Annotated in this window: 14 protein-coding genes; 9 read left to right on the forward strand and 5 right to left on the reverse strand. The window is 44.3% G+C overall.

Going from position 1 to position 18,931, the window contains the following annotated elements; genetic code table 11:
- Positions 1-9: 9 nt before the first annotated feature.
- Positions 10-255: a hypothetical protein gene (locus ACFSR5_RS10660; RefSeq protein WP_380903545.1), complete on the forward strand. Its 246-nt coding sequence runs from the start codon at positions 10-12 to the stop codon at positions 253-255.
- A gap of 143 nt (positions 256-398) precedes the next feature.
- On the opposite strand, the gene rsmG is transcribed toward ACFSR5_RS10660, so the two are convergent.
- Complete coding sequence (gene rsmG, locus ACFSR5_RS10665) at positions 399-1,034, reverse strand: 16S rRNA (guanine(527)-N(7))-methyltransferase RsmG (RefSeq protein WP_380904355.1); 636 nt, start codon at positions 1,032-1,034, stop codon at positions 399-401.
- Positions 1,035-1,063: 29 nt separating this feature from the next.
- On the reverse strand, positions 1,064-2,209 hold the full coding sequence (locus ACFSR5_RS10670; protein WP_380903547.1) for a glycosyltransferase: 1,146 nt from the start codon (positions 2,207-2,209) through the stop codon (positions 1,064-1,066).
- Between the two features lie 147 nt (positions 2,210-2,356).
- Here ACFSR5_RS10670 and tgt point away from each other — a divergent pair, with 147 nt between their 5' ends.
- From tgt to ACFSR5_RS10685, 3 genes are all read left to right on the forward strand, one after another.
- Positions 2,357-3,487 (forward strand): tRNA guanosine(34) transglycosylase Tgt, encoded by a 1,131-nt coding sequence (tgt, locus tag ACFSR5_RS10675; protein ID WP_380903549.1) that lies wholly within the window; start codon positions 2,357-2,359, stop codon positions 3,485-3,487.
- A gap of 55 nt (positions 3,488-3,542) precedes the next feature.
- A complete protein-coding gene (locus ACFSR5_RS10680; protein WP_380903551.1) occupies positions 3,543-4,625 on the forward strand; it encodes an LptF/LptG family permease in 1,083 nt (360 codons plus the stop codon).
- Positions 4,626-4,707: 82 nt separating this feature from the next.
- Positions 4,708-5,619, forward strand: a complete 912-nt coding sequence (locus ACFSR5_RS10685) for a DMT family transporter (protein ID WP_380903553.1) — start codon at positions 4,708-4,710, stop codon at positions 5,617-5,619.
- Positions 5,620-5,751: 132 nt separating this feature from the next.
- Here ACFSR5_RS10685 and ACFSR5_RS10690 read toward each other — a convergent pair whose 3' ends face one another.
- The gene (locus tag ACFSR5_RS10690; protein WP_380903555.1) at positions 5,752-7,218 is read right to left on the reverse strand and encodes a glutamate synthase subunit beta; all 1,467 of its coding nucleotides are present in this window, start codon (positions 7,216-7,218) and stop codon (positions 5,752-5,754) included.
- A gap of 20 nt (positions 7,219-7,238) precedes the next feature.
- Positions 7,239-11,753, reverse strand: a complete 4,515-nt coding sequence (gene gltB, locus ACFSR5_RS10695; protein WP_380903557.1) for a glutamate synthase large subunit — start codon at positions 11,751-11,753, stop codon at positions 7,239-7,241.
- A 429-nt stretch (positions 11,754-12,182) separates the two neighbouring features.
- Here gltB and ACFSR5_RS10700 point away from each other — a divergent pair, with 429 nt between their 5' ends.
- The 5 genes from ACFSR5_RS10700 (at position 12,183) to ACFSR5_RS10720 (ending at position 16,516) form a co-directional block, all read left to right on the forward strand.
- Positions 12,183-12,794, forward strand: coding sequence for a hypothetical protein (locus ACFSR5_RS10700; protein ID WP_380903559.1), 612 nt, complete (start codon positions 12,183-12,185; stop codon positions 12,792-12,794).
- 117 nt (positions 12,795-12,911) lie between these two features.
- The gene (locus tag ACFSR5_RS10705; RefSeq protein ID WP_380903561.1) at positions 12,912-14,009 is read left to right on the forward strand and encodes a mandelate racemase/muconate lactonizing enzyme family protein; all 1,098 of its coding nucleotides are present in this window, start codon (positions 12,912-12,914) and stop codon (positions 14,007-14,009) included.
- Positions 14,010-14,214: 205 nt separating this feature from the next.
- The gene (locus ACFSR5_RS10710) at positions 14,215-15,195 is read left to right on the forward strand and encodes a deoxyhypusine synthase family protein (protein ID WP_380903563.1); all 981 of its coding nucleotides are present in this window, start codon (positions 14,215-14,217) and stop codon (positions 15,193-15,195) included.
- 171 nt (positions 15,196-15,366) lie between these two features.
- Positions 15,367-15,885 (forward strand): hypothetical protein, encoded by a 519-nt coding sequence (locus ACFSR5_RS10715; protein WP_380903565.1) that lies wholly within the window; start codon positions 15,367-15,369, stop codon positions 15,883-15,885.
- Positions 15,886-15,937: 52 nt separating this feature from the next.
- Positions 15,938-16,516, forward strand: a complete 579-nt coding sequence (locus ACFSR5_RS10720; RefSeq protein ID WP_380903567.1) for a non-canonical purine NTP diphosphatase — start codon at positions 15,938-15,940, stop codon at positions 16,514-16,516.
- Positions 16,517-16,608: 92 nt separating this feature from the next.
- Here the strand turns inward: ACFSR5_RS10720 and ACFSR5_RS10725 are convergent, their stop codons facing one another.
- Positions 16,609-18,927, reverse strand: a complete 2,319-nt coding sequence (locus ACFSR5_RS10725; protein WP_380903569.1) for an OstA-like protein — start codon at positions 18,925-18,927, stop codon at positions 16,609-16,611.
- Between the last annotated feature and the right edge of the window lie 4 nt (positions 18,928-18,931).

Here is an 18,931-nt window from a genome sequence, read left to right on the forward strand (position 1 = left end):
AATAATTACATGGAATTACAAGGTGCAAAAGAACCATTTGATTTGGAAATAGGCGATACGGTTTATTCGGTATTTCCTGAAGAAAAGGACGTTTTTATCGTTTTTAAGGAGGGGGAAGAATATGTGAAAATTATCAGGGACACCGAAAATGCGTGGTTGAAGTTACATCCAGAAACGGAGCTGCCACTTTTCGGAATGGATGAGGAAGTAAATTTAATCGGTCAGAAAATTAACGAAGAATTAGGTAACGCATAGGCATGCAGCTATCGCGTATCACCTGCACATGTTGCGTACGCCATATTTTGTTAGTTCAAAAAAATCGTACATGCCATACATCGTACCCGTGCTAAACCAATTATATTGCTATTCCTCATCTTTTGCGGGACACGACCTAAGTTTTACATAGGGATGTATACAACGTATTTGGTTTCGAAGAAATCTTCCGTAAAGTAATTCGCAAGTGGATGAAGCTCTGCTTTGAGTTTTGCTTCTTTAATTTCCGCTCTTAGGTCGCCGCCTTTCAAATACAGAATACCATTTGGGATCCCGTTTTTATCTTGTTTATTAAATTTATTTCGAATCCAAGGTACGAATTCTCCTAGGCGGGTTACCGCTCGGGATACGATAAAGTCGTATGAATAATCCAGTTGTTCTGCGCGCATATGATCTGCTTCCACGTTTTGCAAGCCCAGTGCTTGGACCACCTCACGAACAACTTTGATTTTTTTTCCGATGGAATCTACCAAATGGAACCGTACTTCCGGAAAAAGAATTGCTAACGGAATACCCGGGAAGCCACCTCCTGTTCCGACATCCAGAATGTGCGTGCCGGGCGTAAATTCTTGAGCGAATTTTGCAATGCCCAATGCGTGTAGTACGTGATGTAGATATAAACTTTCAATGTCTTTTCTGGAAACGACATTGATTTGGTTGTTCCAGAAAGGATATACCTCACCCAGCTGGGCAAACTGTTTTTTTTGAGTTGCCGTTAGATTTGGGAAGTAACGATAGATGATGTCTACAGTCGGATTCATACGTGTATGTGTCGGATTAAAGCGTGCGGTTATTTCCAAGAACGTTGTTGTTTACGCCTATTCAATATGCCGTTAAAACAAATGTAAAAATAGTAAAATAGGTCCAATAAGGGAAGCCAAAGAAGTAGGTCACGGACAGCTAGCTTCCGGTAGATCTTGCTAAATACAATGAACTGGCTGACCAAGCGGACGGCATATATTGCCAGTATGACGAACCATAATTCTGGGTACAGTGCCGCGCAAATGATTAAGATTATGTAAAATAGCACCGATGAGATCAGTTGTGAAGCTAGCGTGCGTTTGTGCCTGTTTTTGTACAAAACGGATGCCCCGGCATGACGTGCTTTCTGTTTATAATAGCTTTTCCAAGTGGTCTTCGGTTGAGAGTATACATGCGAATCGGGGTGTATCGCGATTCGGACATTGTCTTTGGTTGCGTTGTGATTGACAAAGAGGTCGTCGTCGCCGGATTTGATATGCATATGTTTATTAAATCCTTTTCCCTTAAAAAAGAGGGATCTGGTATATGCTAAATTGCGCCCAACTCCCATATATGCATTTTTTTTCAATGCGTATGCCAAATAGCTCATTGCAGTGTGGGATGTTTCGAAGCGGATCAGTTTGTTCAGAAAACCTTTTGTTTTAAAGTAAGGGGAATAGCCTAGGATGATCTCCTTATCGTCGGAGAAAGCGCCTGCCATTTCGGTAAGCCAGTTATCGCCCACAGGTTGACAATCTGCATCGGTGAATACCAAGTGTTCGTGCTTAGCCGCCTTTATTCCCATAGTAACGGCGAACTTTTTGGTGTTTTTTAATCGAATATGTTCTTTAATTTCGACTATTCGCAGTTTGTCGGGGTAGGTAAGGGCGAACTCTTTCAGTATCCATGGCGTGTCGTCGTTTGAGCAATCGTCGACGAGAATAATTTCGAAGGTCGGATAGTGTTGATTTAATACGCTTGGGAGAAACGTTTTCAGGTTCTCTTGTTCATTGTGCGCACAGATGATGATACTTACTGGTGGCTGCACAGATTGCTGATAGGTGGCTACACGGTAAGTTGCGAGTTTCCCGTACACGAAATAGATATAATACAATTGCGCGAGTAGCAAGACCCCCAATACGCCGAGGGGGCTGTATTGCAGGAAATAGGGGAAAACATGTTCGAGTTGTGCCATACGAAAGGTCAAAGATAAGTGTTCTTTGAAGATACGACGGAGAAATAGTTAAGTTTTATTAAGTTTTTGTTGGGCACTCGTTTCGTCCAGAATTTTATCCTATTTTTGCAGTGATTTTATCAAAACGGGTAAGAGGGATCAACGCATATGAAATTTACGCTTCAGGCACAAGATAAGGGATCAAAGGCGCGGGCTGGTGTCGTAGAGACTGCTCATGGTAATATTCAAACTCCTATTTTTATGCCCGTCGGTACGGCGGGAACAGTAAAGGCTGTACACCAGCATGAGCTGGTGGAAGATATTCAGGCGCAGATCATTCTCGGAAATACGTATCACTTGTATTTGCGACCGGGGTTGGACGTTTTGCACAAAGCTGGGGGGTTACATCAGTTTAACCATTGGGACCGTCCGATTCTTACGGACTCTGGGGGGTACCAAGTGTACTCGTTGACCGAAGTGCGTAAGATCCGTGAGGAAGGGGTGACGTTCCGCTCGCACATTGATGGTTCCAAGCATTTGTTTACGCCTGAAAATGTCATGGATACGCAGCGTGTTATTGGCGCAGATATCATCATGGCTTTTGACGAATGTACGCCATACCCGTGTGACTATAATTATGCGCGCAAATCGTTGGATATGACACATCGGTGGTTGAGGCGATGTGTTGAACGTTTTGACGGCACAGATCCGTTGTATGGTTATGAGCAGACGTTATTTCCTATTGTTCAAGGTTCCGTTTATAAAGATCTTCGCGAAAAATCTGCGGAAGTGATTGCTTCTTTTAATCGGGACGGAAATGCAATAGGCGGCTTATCTGTTGGGGAGCCGGCTGAAGAGATGTATGCGATGACGGAGGTTGTAACGAATATCTTGCCGCAAGACAAACCTCGCTATCTGATGGGCGTGGGCACGCCTATAAATATCTTGGAGAATATTGCTTTGGGTATCGATATGTTTGATTGTGTAATGCCTACACGGAACGCTCGAAATGGTATGTTATTTACGCGTAACGGGGTTATTAATATCAAGAATGAGAAATGGAAAGATGATTTTTCGCCTATTGAGGCAGAGAGTGATCTTTTGGTGGACCAGATCCATACAAAGGCCTACTTACGGCATTTAATCCGGTCGCAAGAGATTTTGGGCGCACAAATCGCATCTCTACACAATCTCCATTTTTATTTGTGGTTGGTGAAGCAGGCGCGGGAAAAAATCATCGATGGATCTTTCTACGACTGGAAGGGGAAGATGGTGAAGGTTTTGGGACAGCGGTTATAGGACAATGTGCCTATTGGCCAGACGTTATTTTATGTTTATTTTTTGAAGTTTTACGTTGAATATCATTGATCGCTATATTATAAAAAAATACCTAAGTACGTTTGTATTTACGGTCGGCATTTTTATTATAGTCATCGTTGTCTTTGATGTCTCGGAAAAATTAGATGATTTCTTGAAAAACAAAGCCCCCATGTCTAAGGTATTCTTAGAATACTATGCTTTGGGCAGTATTCCGTTTTTTTTGAATATGCTTACTCCGCTTATCAACTTTATTGCGGTCATTTTCTTCACTTCCAAGATGGCTGATCAAACGGAAGTGGTTCCTATACTAAGTGGTGGAATGAGCTTTAATCGCTTCCTTCGACCTTATATGATCTCGGCGGGCATTATTTTCGTATTTACATTTGTATCCAATATTTGGATTATACCCTATACGAATAAAATAAAGGTAAATTTTGAGAATGTATACGTGAAGCCGCAAAAAGTAAGTACGACGACAGCGAGGACGCATATGCAAATCGATTCGAATACCTACGTGTATATTGATAACTTCGACACAAAGCGGAATATCGGCTATAACTTTTCGTTAGAGAAATTTAATGGCGATCAGTTGACGGAAAAATTAATGGCCCAGCGAATCACTTGGGATTCGACGGCAACGAAATGGAAAATCGAAGACTATACGGTACGTAAAATCGAGGGATTAAAGGAGACGATGGATCAGGGCACATCTCGTGATACGACGTTGGACATGTTGCCGCGCGATTTCGAAGTGTATGATAATGTCTTTACGGCGATGGATACGAAAGAACTTGAAGAGCGTATCCGTAAGGAAGAAACGCGCGGAACGGGAATGATGACCGATCTTCTCCTTGAAAAGTACAAGCGTTATATTGGGCCATTTTCTGCGTTTATATTGACACTGATGGGCGTATCCCTGTCGTCTAAGAAGGTTCGAGGCGGAATTGGATTGAGTTTAGGAATCGGAATCGGTTTAAGTTTTGCATTTATTGTTTTGGTGCAATTTTCCACTATGTTTTCGTTGAAAGGGGGATTGCCTCCGCTAATCGCGATCTTGATTCCGAATATCTTGTTTTTGGTGCTCGGATTCTGGTTGAAACATAAGGCGCCAAAATAGGTTTCGTCACTCGACTTCTAGTCGTTTTTCTTCGCTTGGGATATATCCTTTTTTTTATTCAATCCTTTTTTCTGTACATAATATGACTCGAATTTTTTTTAATAAAAATGTACTTATACTGCACTTAACGGTGTTAATTTGGGGTTTTACCGGTGTACTTGGCGGTTTGATATCGGTTTCCGCTTTACATTTAGTTTGGTATCGCGTGCTCATTGCGGCGTTGTCATTGTTTATTTATTTTCTTGTGGTTGGGAAATCGATGCTTGTCAGCAGACGGAAACTTATTCAGTTCGTAGGCGTGGGAGGTGTTGTTGGATTGCACTGGGTTCTATTTTTCCATGCCATTAAGATATCGACGGTTTCCGTGACGTTGGTTACGTTGTCAGCGACGACATTGTTTACTTCCATTTTAGAACCATTAATCAATAAGAAGCGGATTTCCGTTGCGGATGTAGCGGTAGGTTTGGTGATTGTGTTCGGTATTTACCTGATTTTTAAATTCGAGTTTCAATATGTTTGGGGAATCGTTTGCGGCCTGAGCTGTGCATTTTGCGCAAGTATATTTTCTATTCTTAATGCGCGAATGGTGAAGCATACGGCGCCTTCCACCATCACATTTTACGAAATGATAGGTGCATTTTTATGGGTTTCGATTTTGATGTTGTTTGCTCAGGATTTTAATGCGCAGATGTGGTTGCAGGGGACAGATTGGGGATATTTGCTTCTTTTGGGTGTGGTATGTACCGCAGTTGCTTATGTGCTTGGTGTGGCGGTTATGAAGGAGCTCAGTGCTTTTACGGTCGCCTTGACCACGAATATGGAGCCTGTGTATGGCATTTTGTTGGCTGTGCTGATTCTTGGACACAAGGAAACGATGAGCCTGGGCTTTTATTTCGGTTCGCTCATTGTTCTCGGTGCGGTGTTCTTTTATCCATATCTGAAAGCCCGTATTGAGAATAGGGAACGAAGCTTGATCAATAGAAAGCTACATTGACGTAAAAAGGTTGAAAGATCCAGGGATATATGGTTCTCTTTGTGAGACGCCCGAGGAGAGATTTGAATTAGTTGTAAGACAAAAAAAACCGGACCTAGTCCGGCTTTTCACTTTGTACTAAAGTATATGAAATTAAGCGTATGAGACAGCTTTATCTTTGCGTTCCAGTTCGGAGTACCCCATGAGGTATTCATCTACTTTACGCGCACATTCGCGACCTTCAGAGATCGCCCAAACGACAAGAGATTGACCACGGCGCATGTCTCCGGCAACGAAGACCTTTTCTACCGAAGATTTATATTCACCTTCTGCTGCATCGACATTTCCTCGTTCATTGACCTTGACACCTAGCTGTTGTAAAAGTCCGTCGTATTGCGGATGAAGGAAACCCATTGCTAAAGTCACTAACTCGCACGGTAATTCCCGTTCGGACCCTTCAACTTCTTTAAATTTGGTAGGGCGGCCAAGCGCATCGGTTTCCCATTCAAGATCAACCACAAGTGCCGCACGTACGTGTCCATGCTCATCTCCTAAAAATGCTTTGGTGCTCACGCTCCAAAAGCGTTGACAGCCTTCTTCATGGGATGTCGTTGTTTTTAGAAGCATGGGATAAGTAGGCCAAGGCATGGCTACGGTGCGGTCTTTTGGAGGTTGAGGCATCAACTCAAATTGTGTGACGCTCTTTGCACCGTGACGGTTTGAGGTTCCTACACAATCCGAGCCCGTGTCACCACCACCAATAACCAATACGTTCTTGCCTTTGGCGTGGATTTCTTCTACATCAATAGGTGAATTGCCAACGCGTTTATTCTGTTGTTTTAAGAATTCCATGGCGTAGTGTACGCCTTTCAGTTCCCGACCCGGAATCGGAAGATTTCGGGGGATAGTTGAGCCACCGGCCAAAACAATAGCGTCGTATGCCTGTAATTCGCTAGAAGGAACGTTGACCCCTACTTCTGCGTTGACGCGAAATTCGACGCCAGATTGTTCCATTACATCGATCCGACGATCGATAACCGATTTATCCAACTTGAAATCAGGGATGCCATAGCGAAGTAGGCCCCCCACTTTATCGTCCCGCTCGTAGACCACTACATCATGCCCGGCTTTGTTGAGTTGCGCAGCAGCAGCTAGGCCTGCTGGTCCTCCCCCCACAACAGCTACGCGTTTGCCCGTTTTGATGTAGCTTTTGTTGGGTTGTACGTAATTGTTCCGAAAAGCAATTTCGATGATATGCTTCTCGATTTCTTCGATGGCAACGGGCGATTTGTTAATGCCCAGCACACACGCTGCTTCGCAAGGTGCTGGACATATTCTCCCCGTAAACTCCGGGAAGTTATTGGTTGAAACTAAGATATTATATGCTTCTTCCCAACGACCATCGTACACAGCATCGTTGAATTCAGGGATAACATTCCCTAGCGGGCATCCCGAATGACAGAACGGGATACCGCAATTCATGCAACGAGCGGCTTGGTTATTTAACTGATCGTCGGAGTAACTTTGTACAAACTCTTGGTAATTCTGCTTTCTGCTTTCAACAGATTCTTTCTGCGGAAGCGCTCTTTCAAATTCTAAAAATCCTGTTGGTTTTCCCATGACTCTTTTCCTCCGCTATATTAAGCTTCAACTAATTTTTTACGTAACACATTTTTGTATTCGCGTGGGAATACCTTGATAAATCTATTTTTCTCGCTTGACCAATTCTGTAGTATAAAGTTGGCTCTTTCACTATTTGTCAGATTGATGTGCCGTTTAAGCAACGCGATAATGGTGTTTTCATCCTCGGTATCGAGCGGATCGAGGTCGACCATTTCTTGGTTACAATTCTCACGGAATGTTCCAGAAATATCGTATATCCACGCAATACCGCCACTCATTCCTGCAGCAAAGTTCCTTCCGGTAGGTCCCAAAATTAATGCGCGGCCTCCCGTCATGTATTCGCACCCGTGATCGCCAATACCTTCGACTACCGCGGTTGCCCCCGAGTTCCGTACGGCGAAGCGTTCGCCGGCCATACCGTTGATAAAAAGATGGCCCGATGTCGCGCCGTAAAGGGCTACGTTGCCAATAATGATATTGTCGTGTGCCGTAAGTGGACTATCGGCTGTAGGATAGATCGCTAATTGTGCTCCGGATAGGCCTTTTCCAACGTAGTCGTTGGCTTCGCCTTCTAATTCAAATGATAATCCTTTTGCGCCAAAAGCTCCAAATGACTGTCCCGCGGATCCTTCGAATTTGAAATTAATCGTATTGTCCGGTAACCCGTCTGCTCCATAAAGCTTCGATATTTCATTGGACAACATGGTTCCAACGGTACGGTCGGTATTTTTTACTTTAAATGTACCGAATGCAGGCGTTTTCGTGTCAAGAGCAGATTTCGCTTGTGTTAATAGTCCCCAGTCCAAGATCATGCTCATCCCGTGATCCTGTTCTTGGGTATTGTATAAACTTTCGGACGGCTCATTTCTCGCCACATAGAGAATCTTAGAGAAGTCTATTTTGGAAGCTTTCCAATGATCAACGTTCTCGCGTTTCTTTAAAAACTGAGCACGGCCGACCATTTCGTTAATAGTACGGAAGCCTAATTGCGCCATAATTTCGCGCACTTCTTCTGCCAAAAAGCGGAATAGGTTGACGATGTCCTCTGGTTTTCCGGAGAACAACTTACGCAGTTCCGGATCTTGCGTAGCCACACCTACAGGGCAGGTGTTTAGGTGACACTTGCGCATCATGATACAACCACCAGCTACCAATGCCGCGGTAGCTACTCCCCATTCTTCTGCGCCTAATAATGTGGCGATAACGATATCACGCCCGGTTTTCATCTGTCCGTCCGCTTGTAGGACAACACGACTTCGTAGTTTGTTTTGTACGAGTGTTTGATGTGCTTCCGCCAGTCCAAGTTCCCACGGTAAACCAGCATGTTTGATGGAGCTGATAGGCGAGGCTCCGGTGCCGCCATCATATCCCGCGATTAAGATCACATCGGCATGCGCTTTTGCCACGCCGGCAGCGATGGTTCCGACCCCTGCTTTCGATACGAGTTTTACGTTGATCCGGGCTTTTCGGTTTGCATTTTTCAAATCGAAGATGAGTTGTGCCAGGTCTTCAATTGAATAAATATCGTGATGCGGCGGCGGCGAGATCAGTCCCACACCTGGTGTAGCATGGCGTAGGCGTGCGATGAAATCATCGACCTTATGTCCCGGTAGCTGTCCGCCTTCGCCAGGTTTTGCACCTTGAGCCATTTTGATCTGGATCTCGTCGGCTTCGGTCAGGTAATGAGAAGTGACGCCGAACCGCGCTGAGGCAACTTGCTTAATCGCCGAACGCATCGAATCTCCGTTGGGAAGTCGGACGAAACGTGCTTCATCTTCTCCTCCTTCGCCCGTGTTACTTTTTGCACCGATGCGGTTCATAGCAACAGCTAGCGTACTGTGTGCTTCCGTGGATATGGATCCCATGGACATCGCACCTGTAGCGAAGCGTTTCATAATGTTTTCAATCGGTTCCACTTCATGTAGGGGAACAGGTGTCCGATGTTTGGCAAAATCCAACAGACCGCGTAGGGTGAACATGCGTTCTTTTTGGTTGTTGATAATTGCCGCATATTGTTTATACGAATTGTAGTCTGTGGTGCGACACGCCTTTTGGAGAAGGTGTACCGTCTCCGGACTCCAGAGATGACCTTCACCACGGCGTTTCCACTGATAAATACCACCTTCAGGTAATAATTTTTTCTCGACGCGTGATTCGCCGAAGGCTCTCCAGTGTTTAGAAAGGGCTTCTGTTGCGATATCGTCTAATCCGAGACCTCCGATGCGAGATACGGAACCGCAGAAATATTTGTCGACAACTTCTCTGTCAATTCCCAACACTTCAAATATTTGTGCCCCGTGGTAAGATTGTAAGGTCGAAATTCCCATTTTAGAGAAGATTTTCAACAAACCTGCACAGATCGCTTTCACATAATTTTTCTTCAGATCGTCCCATACGAGATCGGTCTCGATTTGTCCCAGTTCTTTCATCGTACGGATGGAGGCTAAGGCCATATATGGGTTTATCGCTGTTGCACCAAATGCTAAAAGGCATGCGAAGTGATGCACTTCCCAAACATCGCCTGCTTCTACCACCAGGCCTACTGCCCCTCTATTTCCTGTTTTGATCAAGTGGTGGTGAACGGCCGATACAGCGAGTATAGATGGGATCGCTGCGTGTTGTGAATCGATAGCGCGATCGGATAGGATGATTACTTCGAAACCATCACGTACGGCGTCGTCGGCGTAGCGACATAGCCGTTCGATGCCCGCCTCTAAAGAGCCAGGTTTGCCATCCGCCTTAAAGTACAACTGCAAGGTCTTTGCCTGGAAGATTCCGGTGTCGATAGATCGTAGTTTCTCCAGTTCACTGGATGTCAAGATAGGGTGTTCTAATGTAACGCAGTGACAGAATTTTTTGTCTTCGATCAGTATATTGCCCGCATTCCCGATAAATGTTGCCAAGCTCATGACTAATCGCTCGCGGATTGGGTCGATGGGCGGATTGGTGACTTGAGCGAAAAACTGCTTGAAGTAGCTTGATAAGTGCTGCGGTTGTTCGGACAATATGGCTAACGGAACGTCAGTTCCCATAGACCCTATGGGTTCGTATCCCGTCAAGGCCATAGGTGTTAGGATAGTTTCTAGATCTTCACGGGAGTAGCCGAAAGCTTGTTGATATTTGAATACCGATTCTTTTTTTAGGTATGTATAGGTCACGCGGGGCTCTTCCAGTTCATCCATACGGATTTTGTAGTTGTTGAGCCATTCTCCATAAGGTTGTTGACGGATCAATTCTCCTTTGACTTCTTCATCCGAACGGATACAACCTTGTTCCATGTCAACGACGAATATTTTGCCCGGTTGTTGTCTGCCTTTTTTGATGATCAAGCTTTCCGGTATTGGCAAAGCGCCCGCTTCGGAAGCCACAATCACACGGTCGTCCGAAGTCACTGCAAAGCGCAATGGACGGAGTCCATTACGGTCTAATGTAGCTCCGATCGTTTTTCCGTCGGTGAAACACAACGCAGCCGGACCATCCCAAGGTTCCATAAGGGTGGCATGGTACTCATAAAATGCTTTTTTCAACGGATCCATCTGCGAATTTCCATCCCAGGCTTCCGGTACAAGCATGAGCATAACATGGGGAAGACTTCTGCCACTATGGAGAAGTAGTTCTACAACGTTGTCTAAGCAAGCTGAATCCGACTGACCTCTGTCCACAACAGGAAGGAGGATTTGCATTTCTTCGTCCGTAAAGTAGGGAGAAGATAAAGAGCGTGCTCCAGCGTAAAACCAGTTAAGGTTCCCCGTTAGTGTATTGATTTCGCCATTGTGGGCGATGTTACGAAATGGCTGTGCTAAAGACCAAGAAGGAAAAGTGTTTGTAGAAAAGCGAGAGTGTACTAATCCAAACGCCGAAACTACGCGCGGATCTTTTAAATCTTCGAAATAGCTTCCTACTTGGTACGTTGTCAATTGTCCTTTGTAAATAATGGTCTTACAAGAAAGAGAGGCAATGTATAAAGGTAGTGGATATGTTTGCTGTGCTTTTACTTTCTGAATTATGAGGCGTCTTAATACAAATAGTTTGCGTTCGAAATCTTCCGTAGTGGAAACACCATCTGGACGAGAAACGAAAAACTGAACGATTTCAGGTTCGGCGCTTAGCGCTGTCGGACCGATACCTTCGCGGTTGACAGGTACGTCACGGAAACCTAGAAATTTCATTCCCCTGTCTTCCGTTGCGGATATGATTGCTTCGCGACACATGGCGTTTAATTCTTCCTCTTTTGGAAGGAAAAGCATACCTGTGCCATAATAGCCTGGTTCTTCCAATTGAATACCTAGGTTGATACATTCTTCCCACAGAAATTCGTGAGGCAATTGGATCATAATACCAGCCCCATCACCACTCTCCGGATCACAGCCGCACGCTCCTCTATGCTCCATGTTTTCCAACATGGTTAAAGCATCTTTGACCTGCTGATGCGACTTTTGACCTTTGATGTGCGCTACAAAACCTACTCCACAGGCATCGTGCTCAAAGTCAGGGTTATAAAGCCCTTGTTCCGGTAATCTTTCGTTTATCATTTTCTCCTCAAAATATTTGGTTGCTAATATATGAATAAAATCTGTATTTTTTTAAAGATTTTATAAAAATAGTTATCCATGTTTATTTTATTTATAAATAACAGCGTTTTTTTTATTGAAATTGTATTCCTGTTTGTTTATTGGCGTGAATAAGGAAGATCCTTCTGTAACTTTCTTGTGTAAGCGAATTTATGATTGTCCCTGTTGGGAAAAATTTATGTTAAGACAGTATGGTGGCGAGCACACCATCTGAATGGTGGGGCGTACGTACTATCTATGCGCGGAACCAACGACTAGCCTATCCGTGAATGTTTGACACTCCTGTGCAAGTGATTTCCATAAAGGCGAATGCCGCGCCCTATAATTTGTACTTATTTTTGTGTATTTTTAGCTATTATTAATCTAATAGATAAACACGTGAAAAATCTAATGACTTCAACCTTACTGGTATGTTTGATCGTACCACTGTTACTGACGCCTACGGCCGCCATTGGTCAGAAAATGAAAGTCGTATTTGGCAATTTCGAATTTCTTAGGGGGCAGACCAATCTAAATGTCGTGTTTGATTACACTGGAGCTACGTTTTATAATGAGAAAATGTCGGAACAGGACTATGTCGATAAACGTATGGAAGAGATTTCCAAAGACAAAGGAGCGGATGAGGCTGAGGTGTGGCGCAAGGATTGGGATTATTCAAAATCTACAACCTTCGTCAATAAATTTCTGGCATCAATGAACAAGAACTTAACAATTAAATCCTCAGCGGATGATGCTGGTGCGAAATATACGGTGATTGTGCAGACCACGTGGATATATCCAGGCTGGTTTGCCGGGGTGATGGCGCAAGGTGCCAAAGTGAGTACTGTTTTGCGTTTTGTTGAAACAGCTGACCATAGTAAAGTGTTGTTGGAAATCGACAGTCAAAAGGCTCCGGGTGATATCAAATTTGTTGGCATTCCTAATAATAACGATCGCATGTCTGAGGGGTATGCAAAAACCGGAAAGACACTAGCGGCGTTAATCGAAAAGAAACTAAACTAGGTATATCCTAGTCCATGGGCAGATGGTAATCTTTTGGTTGATTCAGATAGTAGCACCGGTTGTTTTTGTTGCTTTTAATGTAGAAATTTAATCCGTATTTTTTAGTTGTAGCTATTCATGAAAATAACAGCAGTAGAAATTTATCGATTGCGTATTCCGATGGAGCCTTTCGTTATTGCGACGGGTACGATGGATTATGCGCAGAACACGTTCATCCGGGTGCAGACGGATTCCGGATTTTATGGGGTGGGTGAATGTTCAGCCTTTCCGATGATTGTTGGAGAAACCCAAGATACGTGTGTGGTGGTTGCGCGCGATTTTGCGCGATTATGGAAAGGGAAGGACGCGTTGTCAATTGCCGAGCGTATGAGCGAATTGAATCTTTATATTGCCGGAAATGCGACCATAAAATCTGCGTTTGATATGGCTCTTCATGACTTAGCCGCAAAACATGCGGGGCTCCCCCTGTATAAATTTTTGGGTGGGGAGCGCAAAGAGATCATAACCGATATTACGCTGGGAATTGATGAACCAGAAGTAATGGCTATGAAGGCCCGGGCACTGAAAGAGGGTGGCGCCGAGGCGTTGAAGGTTAAGCTTGGGAAGAAACCTAAAGACGATGTTGTGCGCGTCCGGGAGATTCGCAAAGCGGTCGGATTTGATATACCTGTACGTATTGATGCGAATCAAGGCTGGACTTTTGAAGAAGCACTGGAAGCCCTAAATGGATTGGAGCCGTTTAAGATCCAATTTTGTGAACAGCCGATGCGGGCGTATAACGATCATCTTTTGTCGGACTTGCGCAGTCGGACCATCGTTCCTATTATGGCGGATGAATCGGTATATTCATACCGGGACGCCGAACGGTTGTGCCGACAAGATGCTTGCGACTATATCAATATTAAGTTTTCTAAATCAACAGGAATCGCCGAGGCATTGCGTATACAGGCCGTTGCTGCGGAATACCAAGTGCCGTGTATGATCGGAGGGATGTTGGAGTCCCGGTTGGCGCTCGCTGCGAAGGTGCATTTTGCGTATGCTGCGCCTAATGTGAAATTTTACGATTTAGATACCTGTATGGTTGGGCACTTAGCAGACCCTGTTGTAGGTGGAGTCCACTACCGCGGTTATCATGTGTCTGTTTCCGAAGACATCGGTATTGGTGCGGATATGAAACCGGAGTTCTTAGCGCAATGTGAACAATGGGTCATTTAATGGGGGTGAAATCCTAGAATAGATATTCTTGTATGAGCTGGACGTTTGGCACTACGGAGCTAATTATTTTATTGATACTTTGTGTTCTTCTGGTTTTCTTTTGGTTGTTGTTTCAGAAATTGTTGCGGCGGAAGTAAAAAAAAATCGTGCTCGACCATGTCGGCCAGTTTATGTACCTTTGTTGCTGAATAGAAAATTAGAAACTATGAGTACACAAAAAGGTCCTATTTCTCAGTTTTTGGAGAAAAACTACCTGCATTTTAATGCTGCAGCATTGGTTGATGCTGCTAAAGGTTATGAGGCTCACCTATTAGAAGGTGGTAAGATGTTAATCTCTTTGGGAGGTGCGATGAGTACGGCTGAATTGGGGATTTCATTAGCTGAAATGATCCGTCAAGATAAGGTACATTTTATCTCGTGTACGGGAGCAAATTTGGAAGAAGATGTCATGAATTTGGTAGCTCATTCGCACTACAAACGTGTGCCTAACTACCGTGACCTGACCCCGGAACAGGAACGAGAGCTACTTGACCAACATTATAACCGGGTAACAGATACTTGTATTCCAGAAGAAGAGGCTTTCCGGCGCCTACAAAAGCATTTGGAAGATGTGTGGCATGCAGCGGAAGCAAAAGGTGAACGCTATTTACCACACGAATTTTTATATCAGGTTGTTAATTCTGGCGTGTTGGAGCAATACTATGAGATTGATCCCAAAAATTCGTGGATTGTTGCTGCCGCAGAGAAGAATTTACCTATTGTTTGTCCGGGGTGGGAAGATTCTACAACAGGTAACATCTTTGCTGCCAATGTGATCAAAGGTAACCTGAAAGCGAGCACGGTGAAGTCTGGAATCGAATACATGATTTATCTTACGGAATGGTACCGTGCAAACTCTGCTGGAAAAGGGGTAGGGTTTTTTCAGATTGCTGGTGGTATATCGGGCGATTTCCCGATTTGTGTGGTGCCGATGATGTATCAAGATCTGGAGTGGGAAGACGTGCCGTTTTGGTCGTATTTCTGTCAGATCTCTGACTCGACAACGTCTTATGGTTCTTATTCTGGAGCAGTTCCGAATGAAAAAATAACGTGGGGCAAATTGGATATTGACACCCCTAAATTTGTGGTGGAATCCGATGCTACGATTGTGGCTCCTTTGATTTTCTCTTACGTATTAGGACAGTAGAAGCGAACAACACATGCACATCGTCATTGCGAGGAGCATGAGGAACCGAGCAACAGCCCTGCAATGTCGCCCTGTGTCGGCTGATTGCGGGGGGGCGGCTAAAGACGTTTCGTTTTCTCGCAATGACTGGTTTTCGCGGTCGATGTTCTTGTATTGCTTTAATTTTCTGACATGAATCTCAAAACAATTAACCCAGTGGCCTTACAGGCATTGATGTCTGAAACCCTTTTTTCGCACGGAGAAGAGGTGGTTGCGACGGTAGCTGACGGGCAGACTGTTAGGCAAGAAGTTGAGGCGGAAGAATTTATTTATCAGGGGGATAAGTCTACAGGTATCCTGTTTATCCTCCGGTATCCAGATTACCCCTATTTTTCGCCGAAAGCGGAAGAAGCATTCATTAAAACCATTGGAGCATTAAAGTTGACACCGCACAATGTGGCCGTCGTGAATCTCGCTAATGTCCATAATCCAAATGATTTTAAGCGGATCATGGCTTTTTTTCGACCGACAAGAATTACCCTACTCGGCGTAGAACCTACATCTTTAAAATTGCCAGCTATCGACCATAATTCGTATATGAAAGGTCGTGTTGCTACGGTGTTTCATACCTTCAGCTTCGAAGAAATGTTTGCCGATGTCGAGAAGAAGAAGCTTTTTTGGGGCGAATTTAAAACATTTATTAGCAGTTGATCGGCGCTTTAGAACTCGTGTCCGCATAACTGTGATCATTTTAATTTTTAACATGCTTGAATTAGTCTTTGCAACGAATAATGCCCATAAACTCGAAGAGGTACGTGCTATAGTGGGCGACCGCTTCAAAATCCAATCATTAGCAGACATTAATTGTCACGAAGATATTCCCGAAACGGGAACAACCTTTGAAGAAAATGCGAAACAGAAGACCGACTATTTGGTCAATACATATGGCTTATACTGTTTTGGTGACGATTCTGGTTTGGAGGTAGACGCACTGAATAAAGAACCGGGGGTTTACTCGGCGCGTTATTCTGGCTCTCGGGATATGGAACAAAATATCGACCTGCTCTTGGAGAATTTGGGCAATAGCGCTGATCGATCCGCTCGTTTTCGGACAGTCATTTCGTTGTATTTAAATGAACGGCAGCATTTTTTTGAAGGTGTAATCGAAGGTCGCATCATTAGTGAGAGACGCGGTCGGGGCGGGTTTGGTTATGATCCGATCTTTATACCAGCGGGTTATTTTAAAACGTTTGCAGAAATGACTACCGAGGAAAAAAATAGGATTAGTCATCGGGCAATTGCCGTAGGTAAATTGGCTGCGTTTCTTCAGGAATACGTGTAGAGTAAGCAAATCCAATCCGTCGGTAGCGGTCTAATATCTCCGTTTGGCGACGGTCTTGTAGCCTTGTCGAGGTTACACTTATCATTCATTTTTTATTGACCGGGACGGAGGATTTTCGTCGATTTTTTTGGACGAGTATCTGGCTTCGTGCTTTCTGAACGTTGTTCAATGCCCTGATCAGCGTCTTGTTCTGTAGACGGCAAATTGGAAGAGTCTCCCGAGGGAGGAATGACACTGGAGTTTTCTTCTTTATTGTCGGAAGGCTTTTCTAATTCTCTTTTCCGATTCATCATATCCTCTTTAGACTTCGGACGATCCTGTGGCCGCCAAGTAAAACCGGGGAGTACCTCATTTTCTTGCGTGACGAGTTTAAATGGATATACTTTTTGGTCAACTTTCCGGATGGTGATGTAGTCGATAATCTTTTTGCCCTCCATTTTGATCTTGATCCGCGCACCCCGGTCGTGGAACATTTCCGTTATGGTCTTTGTTTTATCGTTTTCTGAGAATACAAGGTTTTCTGCATTACCATCCACATAGAGTCGGTCAATGGAATTATTCGCAAAGAATGCCGTTATTTTCCGTCCTTTTAACTGGTTGAATTTTATGGTATCCAATACAGCATTTACCATAAAAGCGTTGCCAACGAGAAGCGCATTGTCCATTTTCTGTTGCTGGATCTGCATGTATATCGTATCCGAAGAGATCTGTGATCCTTCTGCCCAAATCATGGGACGTCCCATGAAGCGAAACATCGAATCGGCCATGCCGTAATACACTGAGTCTGCTACGGCTTGCAAATCTGACTTGAACATACGGACATTATAATACGCTTTTACAATCCGTGTTCGGGCCGTATCTAGATACGCTTGATTGCTGGTGTCTTTACGTAAGGTATCGGGCTTTTGTGCTACCACCAACGCTTTATTGATAATACTGTCAGCTTCTGCTAGACGCGGGACGATTGCTTTTTGCCGCAATACAGAGTCTTGCTTTAGTGACTTGCTCACGTCTGATTCTGAAGCGGACGGCAGTGTTTTGCTTTTCGCAGGTTGTCTCGAGGTCTGTAGCTTGGCATCAGTTCGTTCTTTAGCTTCCTTTTCCGTCCTTTTTAGCGAGGTTTCTGCTTTTATACTGTCGAGATCAATTTTGTTTTGAATAAGACTATCGGCATCATTGACCATCCCGCTATCCAAAGAGAGATCTTCATCGTCGCCGTAGTCTACATCCTCATCCATTTCGAGCTCGCCCCCGTTTCGGTCTAGCTTGAAGTTGAGCGCCTTATACTCTTTTAACAGGATCAGTCGTGAATAAAGTGTGTCTGCTGTCATATAAGCCGAATCTACTTTGGCTGGTTGGAGTGGCGGCATTGTTTGCGTTGAGTCTCTACTTGTCGTAACGGTTCCGTCGACGTTGTTTACGGATGCTATGGTTTCGTCGGTTTTGTCTTTTTTCCGTTTTCCTTTCTTAGGGGGAGTATCTATAGGCTGAATAGAATCAATGGCTGTACTGTCTACTGTTGATGTTTTTGTCGAATCATTTTTGACGACCATCACAATCAGGGGTTTATCGGTCATGGTAATCGATTCTTCCTGTTGATTGTACAGCCCGTATCCCCCATAGGCGTAAAACTTGTCTGAGGTGTCCACGAACACCACATTTCGGTAAGCTTTACCTAGCCCTGTCGCCCTGTCGTAGTATAAACTATCTCCCTTGAGGAAACGTGGGCCCTCTGTATACAAATTGTTTTTTGAGAAATTAGCGACTCCGGTCGCTGTATTATAGTTTCCTTTTTCGGTATATAGATTCTCGGCTTTGTTTCCCTTGATGTTGGTAGGGCCAAAGAAGTAGGTCATCCGTTGCGCAGAGTTATAACGCATCGTATCTGTATAAATTTTGACGTCAGGTGTACGTACAACAACTTTGTTTCGGAAATACGCGTCTTGCGTATTTTCGAAGTAATATGCATTTTTTGATGTGATGGTATCTCCTTTCGAGATGATACGGCCACCACCTGTGTAGGTTCCGATTTTATCCCGCATTTTGTAAACCAGGTGATTCGTTGTTAGTACGGAATTGGCATCGATCATACGTACATTGTTCGTCAAAGTTGCAATTTGCGGAGCAGCCTCATAATGTAGGCGATCAGCATAGATAACGGTTCCTGAAGGTTGGGTGATCACTACATTACCGAACGCTTCAAAGAATTGTCGCTTCAACTCGTCTTCATAGATAATGCCACTATCTGCAGACAGCGTATTCCCTTTGTGTGAATAAACGGGCTGTATGCTGCTGAATCCGTTTTTTTCGATGATTGTACTGTAACGGGAAGATACGAGTCTTAACTCTTCTTGCGCAAATAGATTTGCTAGGCAGAACAGGTTCGCTATGAGGACTAAATAATACTTCACGAGG

Source organism: Sphingobacterium suaedae (genome assembly GCF_042684625.1).
In the GTDB taxonomy this organism is placed as follows: domain Bacteria; phylum Bacteroidota; class Bacteroidia; order Sphingobacteriales; family Sphingobacteriaceae; genus Sphingobacterium; species Sphingobacterium suaedae.

Coding starts and splice junctions, on each gene's coding strand:
- ACFSR5_RS10700 (WP_380903559.1), top strand. CDS start 12,183: ATGACTTCAACCTTACTGGTATGTTTGATCGTACCACTGTTACTGACG.
- ACFSR5_RS10660 (WP_380903545.1), top strand. CDS start 10: ATGGAATTACAAGGTGCAAAAGAACCATTTGATTTGGAAATAGGCGAT.
- ACFSR5_RS10720 (WP_380903567.1), top strand. CDS start 15,938: ATGCTTGAATTAGTCTTTGCAACGAATAATGCCCATAAACTCGAAGAG.
- ACFSR5_RS10715 (WP_380903565.1), top strand. CDS start 15,367: ATGAATCTCAAAACAATTAACCCAGTGGCCTTACAGGCATTGATGTCT.
- ACFSR5_RS10685 (WP_380903553.1), top strand. CDS start 4,708: ATGACTCGAATTTTTTTTAATAAAAATGTACTTATACTGCACTTAACG.
- ACFSR5_RS10710 (WP_380903563.1), top strand. CDS start 14,215: ATGAGTACACAAAAAGGTCCTATTTCTCAGTTTTTGGAGAAAAACTAC.
- ACFSR5_RS10690 (WP_380903555.1), bottom strand. CDS start 7,218: ATGGGAAAACCAACAGGATTTTTAGAATTTGAAAGAGCGCTTCCGCAG.
- ACFSR5_RS10705 (WP_380903561.1), top strand. CDS start 12,912: ATGAAAATAACAGCAGTAGAAATTTATCGATTGCGTATTCCGATGGAG.
- rsmG (WP_380904355.1), bottom strand. CDS start 1,034: ATGAATCCGACTGTAGACATCATCTATCGTTACTTCCCAAATCTAACG.
- tgt (WP_380903549.1), top strand. CDS start 2,357: ATGAAATTTACGCTTCAGGCACAAGATAAGGGATCAAAGGCGCGGGCT.
- gltB (WP_380903557.1), bottom strand. CDS start 11,753: ATGATAAACGAAAGATTACCGGAACAAGGGCTTTATAACCCTGACTTT.
- ACFSR5_RS10670 (WP_380903547.1), bottom strand. CDS start 2,209: ATGGCACAACTCGAACATGTTTTCCCCTATTTCCTGCAATACAGCCCC.